This window comes from Streptomyces sp. H39-C1 (assembly GCF_027158125.1).
Lineage (GTDB): Bacteria > Actinomycetota > Actinomycetes > Streptomycetales > Streptomycetaceae > Actinacidiphila > Actinacidiphila fildesensis.
The window spans coordinates 1-15,648 of record NZ_JAPVLS010000140.1; the positions used below are offsets into that span (position 1 = coordinate 1).

The window sequence follows — 15,648 nt, forward strand, 5'->3', positions numbered from 1 at the left end:
CGCCAAAAGATCAGCGGCATGCCCACCTGCCGGAACACCCCGCCCTCCACTGGCGCCGCTCTGTCCACAGGCGCCGCTGGCACCAGCGAAATCTATGCACAGGCAAATCGGCTGATGATCTGCGGCATGTCTATGTGCCGCAGCATCCCGCGCTCTACCGTCCCCCGCCGGCCGACGCAGCAGGGTGCCGCGCTGGGGTCCGGATCGGGGGCGGGACGATGACCGATCAGCACGGCATTGATGAGTCCGGCGTTCTGCGGCGGGGGAAGGCTCCCGTCAGCGGCGTCTCAGTTCCTGGCCGGATCGGGATCGGGACCGACCTGGTGCAGAGCTTGGACTACGTCGTCATGCTCCAGTTGCTCTTCAACATCGCCGAGGGCGCCACTCCTACCCCGCCCAAGGTGTGGGAGCAGTTGAAGGCCCGCGGTATCCGGTCGTCGAAGAACGCGGACGAGCTGGTGGGGAAGAACGCTGTCTACGAGTCGTACACGCGCCTGATCGCGGCCGGGTACGTGCGGCGTGCCGAACTGCCCAACGTGAAGCACCCGGGGCGCAAGGGGCCCATCGCGTACGACGTGTACGACAACCCCGCGTGGAATCCGGACTGGCAGGCGCAGCAGGTCGGCAGCGACCCCTTCAAGCCCTCTGGCTGTCACGACGACGCTCCGGAAGAACCGCAGGTCGGAACGCTTCCCGGAACGCCGGAAGCGTCCGACAGCGAAATCGGTAAGATCGAAGAAACCGCAGGTCAGAACGCTTCCCCGAACGCCGGAACTGTCGTTCAGGGATCCGGTGTTCCGGGAAGCGGTGGCCGACGCATTCCCGCAGGTCAGAATGCTTCCGGCGTTCCGGGAAGCGGTAGCGCCTCCCCCCCCACACCCCCCCCGGGGGAGGTAACTACCCCCTCCTCCCCCCCCACGGGCCCCACCGGTCCCATCGGGGCCCGGACACAAACGGGGGAGGAGGAGGCGATGCGCTCCGCGCGGACACCCACCCCCGCTGAGCTCGCCGCCGCTTTCGACTTCCTGTCGAACCTGCCGGGCGACTGGGCCGTCGGCTACGGGAAGGCGAGGAAGTACTCGCCTCTGCTGCTGAGCATTGCCTGGGTCCAGGGCTGGGAGCTGGGACCGGCTCTCGCTGCGAAGCTCACCGAGTACCGGCCGGGCACGATCTACAACCACGCGGCAACCCTCGGGACCCGGATCAAGGAGCTGACGCGGTTCCGTCCCGCTGCTGCCGTTGCTCCTGCCCCGGTTGGATCTGCGGATCAGCCCTGCCCGCAGCACCCGTTCCGGGCCGCGGCGCAGTGCGTGCCGTGTGGTGCAGGTACGGAGTCGCCCGCCCCTGCGACGGGCCCGATCGCCGTGGACCCGGAAATCGAGAAGGCAGCCCGGTTCGCCCTGGAGGAGACCAAGCGCGCCCTCTCCGCCCGCGACGGCGTGCCTGCCAGCCGTCGACCGCGCACGCCGACCCGCACCACACCAGCTGCGCGCAGCGCTGCCGACCGCGCTCGCCAGGAGGAGTTCGAAGCGCGCCGTGCCGAGGCGGCACGGGCTTTGGAACAGCTGGCAGAACAGCCCGATCCCGATTCCGCTCCGGCGGCCGAAACCACCGGAGACCTGCGATGACCACGACAGCTCCGCGCCCCCGGCGCGCTGATGACTCCGAAGACCGGCCCGCGTTCGAGCGGGTGCCCCCGCAGGACCTGGACGCCGAGCAGGCGGTGCTGGGCGGCATGCTGCTGTCCAAGGACGCGATCGGGGATGTGGTCGAGGTCCTGGACAGCGGCGAGGACCTGTACCGCCCCGCCCATCAGACGATCTTCGCCGCGATCCTGCGCCTGTACGGTGCGGGCGAGCCGGCCGACCCCATCACGGTGGCCGGTGAACTGACCGCGCGCGGCGAGCTGATCCGGGTGGGCGGCGCACCCTACCTGCACACCCTGGTCAACGCGGTACCGACCGCAGCGAACGCCGAGTACTACGCCGAGATCGTCGCCAACCGCGCCAAGGTGCGGCGCCTGGTGGAAGCCGGCACCCGCATCGTGCAGCTGGGCTACAGCGACGGGGACGCCGACGACATCGTCGACGCTGCCGGCGGCGAGCTCCACAAGGCGATCCGACTGCGCGAGAAAACCACCACCGTGGCGGTCGGCGCGCGCTTCGCCGGGTGGGTGGACCGACTGGAGCACCGGCAGAAGCACGGTGTCGTCCTCGGCGTGCCCACCGGCTTCGCCGACTTGGACAGCTTGACCAAGGGCCTGCGCCCGGGACAGATGATCGTGATCGCGGCCCGGCCCGCGATGGGCAAGTCCACACTCGGCCTGGACTTCGCGCGCGGCGCGGCCATCCACAACGGCCGCAAGACCGCGTTCTTCAGCTTGGAAATGGACGAAGACGAGATTCTCGACCGCCTCGCCTCCGCCGAGGCCCGGGTCGGGCTGCACCACATCCGCGACGGCGACCCCACCCCTGACGACTGGCAGTCCATCGCCCGCGCCGCGCCACGGATCGCCGAAGCCCCCCTCTACATCGACGACAGCACCGACTCCACCGTGACCCAGATCAAGGCCAAGTGCCGGCGCCTGCAGCAGACCGACGGGCTGGACCTGGTCATCATCGACTACCTCCAGCTGCTGACCAGCGGCGGCAAGCGCTACGAAAACCGCCAGGTCGAAGTCGCTGACATGTCCCGCAACATCAAGCTCATGGCCAAGGAACTCAAAGTCCCTGTCGTCGTTCTGGCGCAGCTCAACCGGGGACCGGAACAGCGCAGCGACAAGATTCCAGTGGTCTCGGACCTGCGCGAGTCCGGTGCGATCGAGCAGGACGCCGACGTCGTGATCCTGCTGCACCGCGAGGACGCCTATGAGAAGGAATCGTCCCGCGCGGGTGAGGCCGATCTCATCGTGGCCAAGCACCGCAACGGGCCCACCGCCACGATCACCACCGCCTTCCAAGGTCACTATTCCCGGTTCGTCGACATGGCGCAGCGCTGATGGGCCCCCGACCTGCACAGACCGAGGCCGCGTGGGGACAGATCGAGATCACCGTGGGAGGGGATCAGTGATGGATGCGAAGGCTTACACCGCCGGCCTGGGCGAGTTGCGCCGGGTGCGGGACGACGTCAAGAAGGCTGCGGCCGCGTTGGCGAAGCTGACGGCGGATCGGGACAAGCGGGTGACCGCGCTGGGGGCGTACGCCAAGGCGTCCGCCGACAAGCTCGCCCCGGCCGCCGGCCTGGCGGTGATCGACGTGGTCGCCCTGGTGCCCTCCCTGGGCCCCTCAGCGCCCGTCTCCGGGCCTGCCACGCCCGCACCGGCACCCGCGCGCCCGGATGATCACAGCGTGCCGCAGGCGCCCGCACAGACGATCACCGCCCCGGGTGCGGTCGTCCCGGACCTGCGCCGCTCCGAACTGGCGGCCGCGGCCGCCGAAGTGGTGCCCGAAGTCACCGACATTGTCGACACACCGGCGCCCCCCGTTCAGGTCGACGCCGTGACCGACGGCGACGACCAGGAGCACGACGACGTCCCCGCGACGGGGGCCGCCGTCGCCGCGCCCGCGCAGGTCGCCGCACCGGTCGCGGTGCCGGCGGAGCGGGAGCTCCCGTCGATCCCGGCCGGATCTGCGGGCGACCTGTGGTGCGCGGTGACGCCGAACCTGGCGTCGACCCGTCCGAACTTCACCCAGCAGGCGCGCGCCATGGCGTTCCTCGACACCACCACCGGCGTCCTGGTCCACCGCGACCAGACGGTGCGCGTGGACCTGGGCGCCGCGTCCGTGGCGGAGATCCTGGCCGCGGTTTACGCGGTGCTGCCCGCCACGGTGGAGCGGATCTACATCACCGCCGGCGACCCGTGGCACGCCGACGCCGCCCGTCACCCGTTCCTGCGCGACGCGGTCGCCGCCTGGCTCAACGCCCCGCCCGGGGACGTCTGGAAGGTGGAGGCGTCTCGGGGTAAGGACCGGATGGCCGGGCACCTGGTCCACCCGCGCAACCCCGTCGGGCGGTGGCAGCGCGGCGAGCAGCACACCGAGATCCGCTCGGTGGGGGAGTGGTTCGAGGTCGGCGACGCGGACCCCGCCACGGTGCGTGACGCGTTCGTGGAGCTGTGGAAGGCCCTGAAGCTGCACTGGTCGGACGTGGTGCTGATGGGCTCCCCCTCCCAGACCGGGCGCGACCTGTGGACCCGCACCATCCCCGCGAAGGCCGGCGCGAAGTGGGCCGACGGTTACCCGGTGATGTCGGAGGAGATCCGCGGCCTGCTGCACGCGACGGCCGGGCAGGGCCGCACCGAGCTGCTCCTGCCGCCGCACGTGCCGGAGCAGCTGCCGCGCCTGGTGGAGCTGGACCGCACCTTCGCCTACGCCAAGCACACCTGGGCGTCAGGGGTGGGCGCCCCGCGCCGGATCACGCCGCAGGCGTTCGCGGCGATGTCGGACAAGGAGAAGACGAACGCGTTGTACGCGCCCTCGCACTGGCAGGTGCGCGTGACCGTCCCCGACGGCTGGGAGCACGTCGGGATCCTGCCGGCCCCGGCCGCAGGCGACCGGGCCTGGGAGTACCCGTCCGAGGGCGGGCGCACGTTCGTGACGTGGGCGGGTGGTGCGGAGCTGAACGTGGCGCTGCACAACCCGATCGCCCCGTGGCGGATCGAGATCCTCGATGGCCTGGTGTGGCAGTCCGGCGACCCGCTCAAGGCGTGGTCCAAGAAGCTGAAGGAGGCGTGGTCGCTGCTGCAGTCCAAGGCCGCACTGCACGGTGACGAACGCGGACGGGAAGCCGCCCGCCTCGCCTCGCGCGGCGTGCGCAGCATCCTGCTCTACGGCATCGGCGGCTTCGCGCAGCGCCCGCGCATCGTGACCGGCACGGTGCCGGTCGGCCAGGACGCCCCGGACGGCGCGCAGATCATCGGCATCGACGACAACACCATCGTGTGGCAGAAGAACAGCGGCTTCTCCCGCGACCCCAACGCGCACCCCGAATGGTCCGCCGGCGTGTGGTCCGGGGCCCGGGCCGCCCTGCTGTCGACCCGCATGCGCGAGGACGACGTGTCGGTGGGCGCCCTGCACCTGCCCGCCCGCTCCATCGTGGCGTTTCGTACCGACGCGATCTACACCACCGCCGACGTCGCCTGGCCTTATCACGGCAACCCCGGCGACTACCTGAAGAAGGGCCACATCCCGTGGGAGCTCATGGGCCCGCGCACCGAGGACGAACTGCTCTCGCACCAGGCGATCGGCCGCGAGGCCCTGGCCGAGATGCAGGAGGCCACCGCGTGAGCGAGAACCCGCTGATCCTGCCGCTGATCCAGGACGGCACCGGCCACCTCTACACCTCCGCTCACGACGTCAGCGCCCTCCTGCGCCGCCTGGGCGCGGAGTGGTCCGGGTGGAGCGGTACCGGTGTCAGGCCGGTCCTGGACGGCCCGACCGTCGACGTCCTGGTGCAGGCCCTGCATGGGCTGGCGGACCAGATCGACGTGCAGTGCATCGACCGCAGGTCGACCACGGAAGGAAGCGAATGACCCCCCGCCGCCGGCGTGGTCGCCCCGCCGACCCGCAGCTGAATGAAGCTGCCCGCCTGACCAATGAGCTGCTGGCCGCTGGCTACACCCGAAAGCAGGTCGGCGACATCATCGGCCGCAACTCGAGCCTGGTGAGCCAGTTCTTCACCAAGGACAAGGGCGCCGCGTTCGTCACCGCGCTGCGCGACGTCGTCCAGGAGGTCCAGGCCGGCGGCGCCTCTGACGTCGCCGACCTCAAGCGGATCGCCGCACCTAACGTGAAGCGGCGGCTGCTCAAGGCCAAGCCGGGCGAGACCAAGCCCCACCGGGCGCGGGTGCGCACCAAGGACGTCGTCGGCACCCCCGGCAAGTCGGCCATGGCCCGCGCTGCCCGCCAGCACATCGCCTCCGGCGCCTCCCGCCTGCGCCCTGTCGTGGCGAACACCGCGGCCGCCGAAGGCGGCAAGCTCGCCTTCACCGTGCGGGCGAAGAAGGGCGCCTTCACCCACTCCGCCGGCTCCCGCATCGACTCACCTGGCCTGCGCCGCGGGGTAGTGCAGCGCAACGACGGCACGGAGGAGCGCGCCTACGGGGCCAGCCCCGGGGCCGGGCAGGGCTCCGGCGGGTTCGACGCGGCCGAGTGGAAGGACAAGGTCGACGCGGCCGGCGGCGACGTCGCGGCTGCGGTGCGTGGCTGGTTGGTCGCCACCGGCCGCTTGCAGCCGGACGCGCAGCTGACCAACATCGAGGTCCGCGGCTGGAAGCCGGCCGACTGACCGGGCCGAAGGGGCGGACCGGCGGGCGCGTGCAAAAACTGGCGTGATTCCCGCCGGTCCGCACCGGATCCGCCGACGGCTGCGCAGGTCGGCACGGTAGACACCCGCCGCTACGTCGTGGCTGGAATGCCGCCTTTGCCGGTTGATCCACTGTTTTCTGTCAGTTGCGGCTGCTTCTCTCAGAAGGAGAACCGGACCGCACCGGGCGGCCGGCTTGTGGAGGGGGACTCCTCATGCCCGAAGGCAAGCACTACCGGCGCGGCCACTGGGTCAACAACTCGACCCGTGGCGCGAAGAGCAGCGGCAAGTGGATCGGCTTCGCGGTCGTGGCCGTCCTGGGGTGGGGGTGGCTGCACGGCGGCTTGAGCACCTCGACCGACACCAGCAGCACGCCGACCCCGTCGTCGACCGTCTCCCAGCCGGCCGCCCGGTGACCCGCCGCCGCCCGGTGCGGTGGCGGTCCCTGGTACCCCGGGCGCCGCGTCATCGCAATGAGCGCATTGCCGCCGGGGTCGCCGGCTTCTTCGGTTTCCTGATCGTGCTGCAGGTGGTCCGCGCCGCGCTTGGGGCGGTGGTGCGGGCCTGGTACGTGCTGCCGGTCCTGGCCGCCGCGGCCGCCGCCGTGACCCTGGTGCTGTGGGCGCGGCGCAAGGCCGCGCACCGGGCCCGCGCGCTGCGCCTGAGGGACCTGCGCCTGACGCTGGCCGAACTCGACGCCTTGGACCCGACCGGGTTCGAGTTGGCGGTGCGGGATCTGATGATCCGTGACGGGATCGCCGCCCGGCATGTAGGGCAGCGCGGCGACCAGGCCGCCGACGCCGTCGGCAAGGACCCGGCGGGGCGGGTGTTCGTCGCGCAGTGCAAGCACACCACCGTCGCCGGCCGGGTCGTCTCGCACACCATGTACGAGGTGAAGGGCACCGCCGGTCCCGTTCACGGCGCCGACATCGCCTTCGTCGTCACCAACGGCGGCTTCACCCGCGACGCCAAGACCTGGGGCGAGACCCACCACGTCCACTGGCTCGACCGCGACAGACTCCGCCTGTGGGCCGAGCACGGAACCTCCCTGCACGAGCTGCTGCGCATCCCCGCCCGCACTCGGATGCGCCGGCAACCGCGGCTCCCAGCTTTCTGAGACGCGGCAGCTCCTTGCCTGCGCAGTGCATCGCGCTGTGCGGGAAGCGGACGAGGCATCTGGACAAGGGGGTAAGACGGGCATTCCAGGCCCCCTTGTCCGGCCCGGTCGACTGCCGAAAATGACGCTGCCGCGACCGGCTCAGCCGGTCGGAGCTGGTACCGGCGCGCCTCCCGTTTCCGCCTTGACACGGCCGGTACGCTCAAGGCCGACCGCAGCGCAGCGAGGACTAAGGTCTGGAGCGCTCCGGACGCGCCGCGGCTGCTCCGGCCTCAATTTCCCTCCCACCAGCGCCTCTCAGGCATGGGACGGGACCTCCCAGCTCGGCCAGAATGTCTGTTTCTCTCAGGTGACCTGGGAGGTCATCCCCCTGTTGTGCCTGGTAGTGGCATCGCCTGGGAGCCGCGTTCATCTGGGAGCCGGATGAACGCCGGCCCTGCTGTGGTGGGCGAACTAACCATGGGTCCGGGCGGAACTAACCACGGTCCTCGGCAAACTCACCATGGGTTCACCGGAACTAACCATGGCTGCGTGACCCAGCGATGCGGCTCTGGCGGCACTCCGGACGTGCCGCAGTTGATCCGCTGTACGTCATCGCCTTCGCGTACAGCGCCGACCGATGACGTACATGGTGGAGCCGGCCTGGACCGTCGACGGATGGCGCGTCGGGCCGCGCGGCGGGTGCGCACCGCGGACGCGCCGCATCGCCACGGTGCGCACGCACCGTCGATCCGGTGCCGGTGCGCTGTGGTGGGGCCGGACGATGCGCACCGACCGCACCTTGGTGCGCGCACCACCGCACGGCACCGACCGCACCACCGCACCTTGGTGCGCGCACCAGCGCACCATGGTGCGCACCGAGCGCTTGCGGATACGCGGCACGGTCGGACGGTGCGGCGGCGGGCGCACTCGGGGCCGGCGCCTCGATGCCGCTGTGCCCGGTCCCGTTTGGGGTTCTGTTTGGAGCTCCGTTTGGGCTGCTCTTTGGACTTCCGTTTCGGGTTCCGTTTGAGGTTCCGTTGGAATTCCGGCGTGGGGCGCCAAACAGCAGGTCACAGCTGCGGACAAGGGGTATCGGGCACGCCGACTTCTTCCCTGCGTGACCCAGGGTCAGTACCGGCCTGGTTCCGCCGGGTCCTGGCCGCACGGCTGGTGCTGAACAGCGCAGCTGCGCAGCGGCTGTCCCGGTGCGCCGCTTCTCGCCGTTACGCGGTGCGGCTCAGGGGCCGGTCGGGGCGGCAGACGTCGCAGGGTGCGCCGTCGGGCTGGGCGAGGGTGGCGCGGACCTGTTCGGTGGTGGCGGGGTGGGAGACGTCGCGGACCGCGCGGCAGTCGCCGCGGTGCACGATGCGCGCCGGCCCGCGCTCGGGGCCGAAGTACACCGGCTCCTCGACCCGCCACACCGGGGCCACGCCGTGCCGGGCGGTGGGCACTGTGTCGTAGGCCTGGCCCTCGAGCGGGGTGCACCGGCTCGCGGGTGCGGCGAAGTCGACGGGCGCGGGCTCGTCGACCAGGCGGCCGCGCTGCTCGACCGCGGCGGGCAGGTGGATCTGCAGCCGGTACCACCAGGTGCCGTCGCGTTCCTTGTGGCGCCCCTTCGCCACGGCGTAGAGCTCCTGCCCGTCGTGCAGCCGCACCCGCACCAGCGGCCCGTCCGCCGCAGGCAGGCCCGCCGTCTGCTCCCCACTCTGCTCACTGCTCACCGTTCGATTCTAGTTCGATTCCAGGGCGGAATGCCGGTCGGCGAACGGCACGGCCCGCGTTCCACCGACATCACTGCCCCAGGTCACAGCGGTGCGGGCCCGAAACGAAGCGGCATGCGCCCGGTGGGTGAGGGGGTTCAGGAGGCGGTGGCCCATTGGTGGGGGCGGCCGCCTCGCCACTCGACCCAGTGCGGCTGGTCCAGGAGCGGTGCGGGGTCGTCGATGCCGACCCGGCGCAGGAACTCCAGGACGTCGCGGTCGTTGTAGGCCACGCCCAGGATCTGCTCGACGTCCCGGGCCCGTGCGGTCACGCGGCGGCCGCCCGAGGGCGACAGCCGGTGCACGACGATCGGCGCGCTGGTCATCTTTCCAGCCTGCGACCCCGCCCCACGGGGTGCACGTTGCCGCTGGCGCCGGATCACACACCCTCCCTGCGGGCGGGCGTGCCTGTGATCCGCAGGTTGCACCCCCTTGCCCTTTCGTGTTTTCGCAGGCAAAGACCCCCTTGCCCTCCTTTGGATCAACGCAGACGGCACGCCCCGCTTGTCGGGCGAGGGACCAGCCGCCGGTTCGGTGCCGGCTTGGGTGGCGGTGTACGTCAACGTGCCCGCCGGTACGTCACTGACTTCACGTACAGCCGGCCCTGGCACGCTGCCTGGATCAGCGGCCCGGCCGCCTCCGTTCGGCGCCCACGGGTGTCCGGAGGCGGCGTCCGGGGTTGGACATCCACCATGACCCAACGCCGCAGATACGTCTGCTTTGTTCTGGGTTCCTGGGTCGTAGGAACCCTGTTTCCCCAGGCGGGAGGTTCTCGTGGGTTACTGGGTCACTGGGTCGCGGCGGCCCTGACGACTCAAGGAGAAGAGGCAACGGGCAACTCCTTCCGCCGCACCGGCCGGGTCGGAATGGTGGTGGGCATGCAGACCACATACCTGGACGGGATCGGTCCCGTCACCGCTGTCATCAGCTCGATCGGCGTCCGCCACGACGGCGCCCACGAACTCGTCACGGACGGCCTCTACCTCGACCTGCGGCGCGCGCTGCGTAATCCCGCCGAGGATCCCGCGATGCGCTACCGCACCGGATTGGACGCCGACGTGTACGCCCACGTCCTGGCCACGCCCGGGGCCCGGGAGTTGATCGCCCGGACCGCCGTCCAGCTGCGCGCCCTGGCCGACGAAGTGCCCCGGGGCCGCCTGGTGCGCCTGACGGTGGCGTGCCAGGGCGGTAGGCACCGTTCCGTGGCGGTCGCGGAAGCGGTCGCCCGCCGCGTCTGGGAAGCCTGGGGCGGTGAGTACGGCGTCGAGGTGGAGCACCACCACATCGACCGCCCGGTCCTGCCGGCCTCCAGCGTCGGATGACGCGGGATTGTCGGGGCGGTGACGTGCACAATGAAGGGGATGCCGAACAGCGGCGCTGCCAGGTCGGGTTCGGTTTGTTCCTCGCGGTGGTGTTGCGGCCGTGGGAATGCAGCGCCGGTAGGTGTTCGGGCGTCACGGTGAGCGGGTGCAAGCGGCGGTAGTGATGACGCTGCTGCTCGGCAGCGCCGCAGCGGCCGGCACCCGGGATTCCTTCCGCTGCTTCTACCGTTTCTACTACCGGCACTACTACCGACAGAAGCGCGCCCCGATCCGGTGTTTGTGCACGTCAGACCCCTTGACCTGACATCACTGGGAACCCTGACAACCCTCTTGCCTCCCACCCCCTGCTGTACCCGGTGAAAGAGAACGGGTACGGCTGGGTGATGGGGCGGGCGCGAGGGTTCGAACGGGGCGTTCTTGGCCTCCGGCGGGCCCTGTGCGGGCCGCGTGGCCGCCGCTGTGGCGTCGGCCGACGAATGGGGCCGGGGTGGATTGTCGTACCGGCAGGCGACCATGGAGAGCTTCCACAGCAGTCGCACGGGGAGGCATCGCATGGCGAGGACGGAGTCACAGCCGAAGCCGAAGCCGAAGGCGCGGTCGACGGTGAGGGACCAGAAGGACACCTTGAAGGTGCTGGGGGTGCTGAAGGTGGCGACCGCCACGCAGATCCTGCACCTGGTGCGCCCGCACCTGACGGACAACAAGGTGATCCGCAACGCGCTGCTGGATCTGCAGGCGGCCGGTGAGGTGGTCTCCGAGGGGAACACGGCGGGCCCGGCGGGGAGGTTCGGTGCGCCGGACCGGACCGGGGAGCCGTCGCAGAAGCTGTGGGGCCTGACCCCCGCCGGTCTGGACGCGGCCGCGAAACAGCTGGGGCGCGCACCGGAGGATATGGGCGGCCGGGCCCGGGGCGCGGGACGCGGCGGCGCCCCGCACGCGATGGGCGTGAACGCCACGATCATCGCGTTCACCCGGGGCGGTGTCGGCGACATCGCCGCGTGGCGCACGGAGGTCCCGCACGCGCTCGCCGGCACGGGCAAGGCCAACGTGCGGGCGGATGCGGTGCTGCGGGCGAAGGAGGCCGGCCTGCCGCTGCTGATGGTGGAGGTGGACAGGAACACCGAACCGGTGGAGCGCGTCGCGGACAAGCTGGCCGCGTATGCCGCGTGCTACCGCCGCCGCGTCGCGGATCCGGCTGTGCCCTGGACGTCGCGCCGGGCCGGGGAGGAAGGCGTGCCGTACTGGCAGACCCTCTACCCCGACACGAATCTGCCCGGCTGGCCCCCGCTGGCGTTCGTCTTCACCGGAGCCGGCGACCGCGCGCTGACCAACCGGATGGAGAGCCTGGCCGAGCTGACCCGCGAGCACTGGGCAGCCGACCACCGCCGGTACGAAGGCGGCGACGGCTACTTCGACTTCACCGGCAAGGTGCCGCTGGTCCTCACCACGCTGGAGCTCCTGCAACAGCACGGCCCGCAAGGGCCCGTCTGGCGCCGGGTCGCGCAGGAACGCGGCCAGTACGAACCGCTGCTCACCGCGCTCACCGACACCCGCACCAAGGCGGCCTGGGACCACCGCCGTCGCCAACGCCACGCCGCGGACCAGGCCCGTCGTGAGGCCGAGCAGGCAGCACGGGAGGCAGAGCAGCGGGCCAGGCTGCAACGGTGGGCCCAGGAGGAAGCAGCCGAAGCCCAAGCCGTGACCGCCGCAGCGTGCGCGACACCGGACTGCAGCATCCCGGTGAACGAGCCGGCCGACCTCTACGTTGAGGAGGGCGGCGTCGCCGTGCCACCCGAGGACGGCGTCCACTGCTGGGCGTGCCGCCAGAACCAGGCAGCGCGCAACCGCGGACTACGCGGCGCGCTGCGCGGGCTGCGCAGGCAGCGGGACAGCACCGGCCGGGAGTAGCCGCAGGTGTCACGCCGCCCTGTCACGCGGGTGTCACGCCGCCCTTGTCACGCCGCCCTGCGCTGCACCCCTGACCAGGTCGGACACCCCTTAAGGCCCTCTTTGCAGCGCGGGGCGTGACAGCGTGACACTTCAGGCGTCGACGGCGACGGCCTGGCGCTCGCGGATGACCGGTTCGGCTGCAAGGCCGCGCTGCACCGCTGCCCGCCAGATGTCCCCGGCCGGTGTCACCTGCGCGGCCAGTTCCTCGTACTCGGCCAGCGCCTCGTCTTCGCCGGGGTAGCGGAACGGTTTCGTCGGCAGCATGTCCGGGTGCTTGTCCCGCCAGTCCCGCAGTTTCCCAATCGCGTCTTCGCTGGTGTGCCAGCACGCGGCCAGCACCTGGTTCACCAGCGGGGCCGGCAGCCGCACGGTCACCCGTTCCGGCCAGCCGCCGTCCCGCGTGCCGGGCCAGCGGCCCGGGTTCTTCGCTTGCGCCGGCAGCACCGGCCACTTCCGATCCCAGCCGCGCGCCGCCAGCTCGGCCCGCACCCCGAACGCCACTAGGACGTCCAACGCGTCGGCCAGGGCGCCGCTCTCGCGCAGGTGCGCCCGGTACATCGCCCACTGCGCCCGCTTCGCCGCGGCCTCCCGGCCCGGAAGGCCGTCCCAGTCCCATGGCGGCGTCCTCGACAGCGCCCGCGCCCGCTCCCGCTCGGCCTTGAACAGCGGCCGCATGTCGGCGAGCTGTTGCTTGGTGCCGTACTCGACGCGGGCGGTGACGGTGGTGGTGCCGGCCTCGGTCATGCCGGACATCATCCCGCCCCGCCCACCCCGCCCGCCGCCAGATCACCCGGGCGGCCTCCGAAGGATGCGAGGACGGGTTCACGGCAGCGCCCCCAATCCCCCAATCCCCCAATCTATTGGGGGATAGAACCCCTGTTTGCCCAGGTGGCGGAGCCCACTGGGGGATTGGGGGATTGGGGGTCAGGCCCGGCGAGGACCTGTGTACTTGTGTACTGGGAGCCCTGTTTCACCAGGTGGGCGCGCTGATCTGTGTACTTGTGTACTTGTGTACCGGCGTCACGGGCGCCGGAGGGTGCGCCTGATCTGATGACACAGATGAACAGTGACGCAGCCATCGCTCACCACCTGGGGAAACAGGGGTTCGATGACACAGCTCGAACTGTTCAGCGGGATCTGTGTCATGGGGTGATCAGACCCCGTTCGGTCACCCGCTGGCCGCCGTCCCGCCCGCTGGCGCATCACCCGGCGGGGCGACGGATTCGGGCGGGGCGGGCCCTTCTGCCGCGGACGGCTCGTGTCCGAACGCATTGGCCAGGGGCGGCAACCCGGCAAGCAGCGCCACCACCCGCTCGGGATCGGTCTGCCCTATCTGACGCAGCGCCTGGTTCCCGATCCGTTCCCGCTCACGCCGCGGCTGATCGGCACCCCAGCGCGCGGCGACGTCGATGAGGGCGGGCAGGTTCGCGAGGACTGACCACAGCGCAAGCGCGGCCAGCGCGTACACCGCGCTGTGCTCGAACACAGCGGCTGCCCCGACGGGCAGGGCCGGCAACGAGGCCAAGGTGGTGCGTGAGAACGACATCTGGGCTCCTTCGAGAGCGAGATGGGGACAGATGGATGTGGTGATGACCGGGACTCCTGGGGAGATCCGGGCATTGGGCGTGGGCTTGCGTCGTGCTCTCAGTCCTTGGCGTAGACCGGGGACGGTCCAGACAGGGGGAGCGGCCTTGCAGGTTCTGGATGAGCCGGACCGTAGAGAGGGCGCTGGTTAGTGGCGCAACCCAGGTCACAGGGCTGCGGGAGCAAGCAGCGGGCATGGCAGAGGCCCGAACCCCAAGGGAGGTTCGGGCTGTGGATTGACCTCGAGACGAGTACTGCGTGGGCAGATACGGCGGTATTCGCCGTGTAGGCGTGCTGAAGACTCTTCGGGGGAGCCCTGCCGTGGTCAGCGCCTGGCTTTGCGAGTCGGGCCGACATGAACGCTGAGGGGTACTGAGCTGCGGATTCGCAGATTGTGCCCTTGCGCTCCCGACATGGTTATGGGTATTTCGGGGGCGAATGTGTCAGTGACGAACGTCACATAGGCAGGGGTGCCGGTCCTCATCAGGCGGTCAGTCAGCGGCCCCTTGCCTATGGGTGTGGCCGTGAGCCGGTCGTTTGCGGTTTGCAAGCTGGAACCCGGCAGCTCATGTGGCGCCGACGAGGGCCGGTTTGGTGGTTGCTGGGGGCGGTGGGTGGCCGGCCCCTGAACACCCCCTCGGTCAGGGGCCGGAGAGGGCGCGGGTGTCTCCTCTCCGGGGTGTCCCGAAGGGCCACCCCGCCCTTCTCCCCGAACCCCGCCCAACCCACCCCCACCCATTCCACACCTTCAATTCACCATTGCATTCCTACCTGACTAAGCGTCAGATAGAGTGACGTATGGCACATGCACACATCACTTCGAAGCGGAAAGCAATCCACCGAACCACCTCCGCGAACCCATCAATAATCCGGCACCCATAAACCGCGATACAATTGCGAGACCGGGACACCCACCACCCAATCCCGGAACGGGATCAGCCCTACGCGATGCATCACCTGACACCGACTCAGGTCCCAACTCCAACCGGCAGACCCGGCACACGGCCAGCACCCCGAGGGCGTCCCCCATATTCGCCAAAACTACATCTGCATCACTTCCAACCCGCACCCCGAAGCCCGTACCAAGCCAAGGCAGAGACATCCGATCCGGGAACTCCGTAAAGGCACACGCGGGACGCCGGCCCCCGAGCTCCACCCTGGGACAGGAGAGGCCGGCCCCCGGGACAGTGGAGCAAAACCCCAGCACCTACACAGGTCAAGGCGTGATGCACCCGCCGTGCTTCCTCACACCCACCACCGCGCCGGACGGAAACGCACCCACCCCGATAAGCGAAGCGTTCGGGAAAGAAAACGCCCCACAAAAAGGAATGCAGCGAAGCGGAATTCCCGCCATCACACGGATAGGAGCACGACGGGAAAACCGGTGTTCCCGCAAAGAGGGAACAATGCCAACCCGAATACGCGAAGCGAATTCAGAACCCGTTTTGCCCTTGACCAACGGGAAAGGGAAACCGAAACCAAACACAACGCAAATTCCCTGAAAGGGAATGAGAACACCTCAACAAGTGCCCCAACGGGGCACGACATAAACCACAGAGAATTCCCCGAAGGGGAATTCATGGGGGGTTTGGAATTCCGAAAGGAATTCATTTAAGGCCCTTTATGGCCC

General features: G+C 70.2%; 14 protein-coding genes. 10 read left to right on the forward strand and 4 right to left on the reverse strand.

The annotated features are described in order from the left end of the window. Nucleotides 1–218 precede the first annotated feature (218 nt). The 7 genes from O3W51_RS44685 to O3W51_RS44715 all read left to right on the forward strand — a co-directional run bounded on the left by O3W51_RS44685 (nucleotide 219) and on the right by O3W51_RS44715 (nucleotide 7,420). Nucleotides 219–1,628 carry a hypothetical protein gene (locus O3W51_RS44685; protein ID WP_269289547.1) on the forward strand — a complete coding sequence of 470 codons (1,410 nt, stop codon included), beginning with the start codon at nucleotides 219–221 and terminating at the stop codon, nucleotides 1,626–1,628. Continuing rightward, nucleotides 1,625–2,998: a replicative DNA helicase gene (gene dnaB, locus O3W51_RS44690; RefSeq protein WP_269289550.1), complete on the forward strand. Its 1,374-nt coding sequence runs from the start codon at nucleotides 1,625–1,627 to the stop codon at nucleotides 2,996–2,998. The genes O3W51_RS44685 and dnaB overlap by 4 nt, the downstream gene beginning before the upstream one ends. Before the next feature lie 70 nt (nucleotides 2,999–3,068). Next, nucleotides 3,069–5,285: a Mucin-19 gene (locus O3W51_RS44695; protein WP_269289553.1), complete on the forward strand. Its 2,217-nt coding sequence runs from the start codon at nucleotides 3,069–3,071 to the stop codon at nucleotides 5,283–5,285. Continuing rightward, nucleotides 5,282–5,530: a DUF6213 family protein gene (locus O3W51_RS44700; RefSeq protein WP_269289556.1), complete on the forward strand. Its 249-nt coding sequence runs from the start codon at nucleotides 5,282–5,284 to the stop codon at nucleotides 5,528–5,530. Before O3W51_RS44695 ends, O3W51_RS44700 begins: the two co-directional genes overlap by 4 nt. After that, complete coding sequence (locus tag O3W51_RS44705; RefSeq protein ID WP_269289558.1) at nucleotides 5,527–6,285, forward strand: hypothetical protein; 759 nt, start codon at nucleotides 5,527–5,529, stop codon at nucleotides 6,283–6,285. Before O3W51_RS44700 ends, O3W51_RS44705 begins: the two co-directional genes overlap by 4 nt. Before the next feature lie 233 nt (nucleotides 6,286–6,518). Further along, a complete protein-coding gene (locus O3W51_RS44710) occupies nucleotides 6,519–6,719 on the forward strand; it encodes a hypothetical protein (protein WP_269289560.1) in 201 nt (66 codons plus the stop codon). Then, the gene (locus O3W51_RS44715; protein WP_269289563.1) at nucleotides 6,716–7,420 is read left to right on the forward strand and encodes a restriction endonuclease; all 705 of its coding nucleotides are present in this window, start codon (nucleotides 6,716–6,718) and stop codon (nucleotides 7,418–7,420) included. The genes O3W51_RS44710 and O3W51_RS44715 overlap by 4 nt, the downstream gene beginning before the upstream one ends. Before the next feature lie 1,205 nt (nucleotides 7,421–8,625). Here the strand turns inward: O3W51_RS44715 and O3W51_RS44720 are convergent. After that, nucleotides 8,626–9,123 carry a DUF6233 domain-containing protein gene (locus tag O3W51_RS44720; RefSeq protein WP_269289564.1) on the reverse strand — a complete coding sequence of 166 codons (498 nt, stop codon included), beginning with the start codon at nucleotides 9,121–9,123 and terminating at the stop codon, nucleotides 8,626–8,628. Between the two features lie 137 nt (nucleotides 9,124–9,260). Then, a complete protein-coding gene (locus O3W51_RS44725; protein ID WP_269289566.1) occupies nucleotides 9,261–9,488 on the reverse strand; it encodes a hypothetical protein in 228 nt (75 codons plus the stop codon). A gap of 552 nt (nucleotides 9,489–10,040) precedes the next feature. Here O3W51_RS44725 and O3W51_RS44730 point away from each other — a divergent pair. The 3 genes from O3W51_RS44730 (at nucleotide 10,041) to O3W51_RS44740 (ending at nucleotide 12,392) form a co-directional block, all read left to right on the forward strand. Next, entirely contained in the window at nucleotides 10,041–10,484 is a 444-nt protein-coding gene (locus O3W51_RS44730) for a RapZ C-terminal domain-containing protein (RefSeq protein WP_269289569.1), read from the forward strand. 145 nt (nucleotides 10,485–10,629) lie between these two features. Beyond that, nucleotides 10,630–10,788 carry a hypothetical protein gene (locus O3W51_RS44735; RefSeq protein WP_269289571.1) on the forward strand — a complete coding sequence of 53 codons (159 nt, stop codon included), beginning with the start codon at nucleotides 10,630–10,632 and terminating at the stop codon, nucleotides 10,786–10,788. Between the two features lie 248 nt (nucleotides 10,789–11,036). Beyond that, nucleotides 11,037–12,392 (forward strand): replication-relaxation family protein, encoded by a 1,356-nt coding sequence (locus O3W51_RS44740; RefSeq protein ID WP_269289572.1) that lies wholly within the window; start codon nucleotides 11,037–11,039, stop codon nucleotides 12,390–12,392. 132 nt (nucleotides 12,393–12,524) lie between these two features. On the opposite strand, the gene O3W51_RS44745 is transcribed toward O3W51_RS44740, so the two are convergent. Continuing rightward, complete coding sequence (locus tag O3W51_RS44745) at nucleotides 12,525–13,178, reverse strand: hypothetical protein (protein WP_269289574.1); 654 nt, start codon at nucleotides 13,176–13,178, stop codon at nucleotides 12,525–12,527. A 424-nt stretch (nucleotides 13,179–13,602) separates the two neighbouring features. Further along, nucleotides 13,603–13,980, reverse strand: a complete 378-nt coding sequence (locus O3W51_RS44750; RefSeq protein ID WP_269289577.1) for a hypothetical protein — start codon at nucleotides 13,978–13,980, stop codon at nucleotides 13,603–13,605. Nucleotides 13,981–15,648 lie beyond the last annotated feature (1,668 nt).

Bases quoted from the DNA above. Each gene is read 5' to 3' on its own strand.
- O3W51_RS44685 (WP_269289547.1), top strand. From the start codon at position 219: ATGACCGATCAGCACGGCATTGATGAGTCCGGCGTTCTGCGGCGGGGG.
- dnaB (WP_269289550.1), top strand. From the start codon at position 1,625: ATGACCACGACAGCTCCGCGCCCCCGGCGCGCTGATGACTCCGAAGAC.
- O3W51_RS44695 (WP_269289553.1), top strand. From the start codon at position 3,069: ATGGATGCGAAGGCTTACACCGCCGGCCTGGGCGAGTTGCGCCGGGTG.
- O3W51_RS44705 (WP_269289558.1), top strand. From the start codon at position 5,527: ATGACCCCCCGCCGCCGGCGTGGTCGCCCCGCCGACCCGCAGCTGAAT.
- O3W51_RS44710 (WP_269289560.1), top strand. From the start codon at position 6,519: ATGCCCGAAGGCAAGCACTACCGGCGCGGCCACTGGGTCAACAACTCG.
- O3W51_RS44725 (WP_269289566.1), bottom strand. From the start codon at position 9,488: ATGACCAGCGCGCCGATCGTCGTGCACCGGCTGTCGCCCTCGGGCGGC.
- O3W51_RS44730 (WP_269289569.1), top strand. From the start codon at position 10,041: ATGCAGACCACATACCTGGACGGGATCGGTCCCGTCACCGCTGTCATC.
- O3W51_RS44740 (WP_269289572.1), top strand. From the start codon at position 11,037: ATGGCGAGGACGGAGTCACAGCCGAAGCCGAAGCCGAAGGCGCGGTCG.
- O3W51_RS44745 (WP_269289574.1), bottom strand. From the start codon at position 13,178: ATGACCGAGGCCGGCACCACCACCGTCACCGCCCGCGTCGAGTACGGC.
- O3W51_RS44750 (WP_269289577.1), bottom strand. From the start codon at position 13,980: ATGTCGTTCTCACGCACCACCTTGGCCTCGTTGCCGGCCCTGCCCGTC.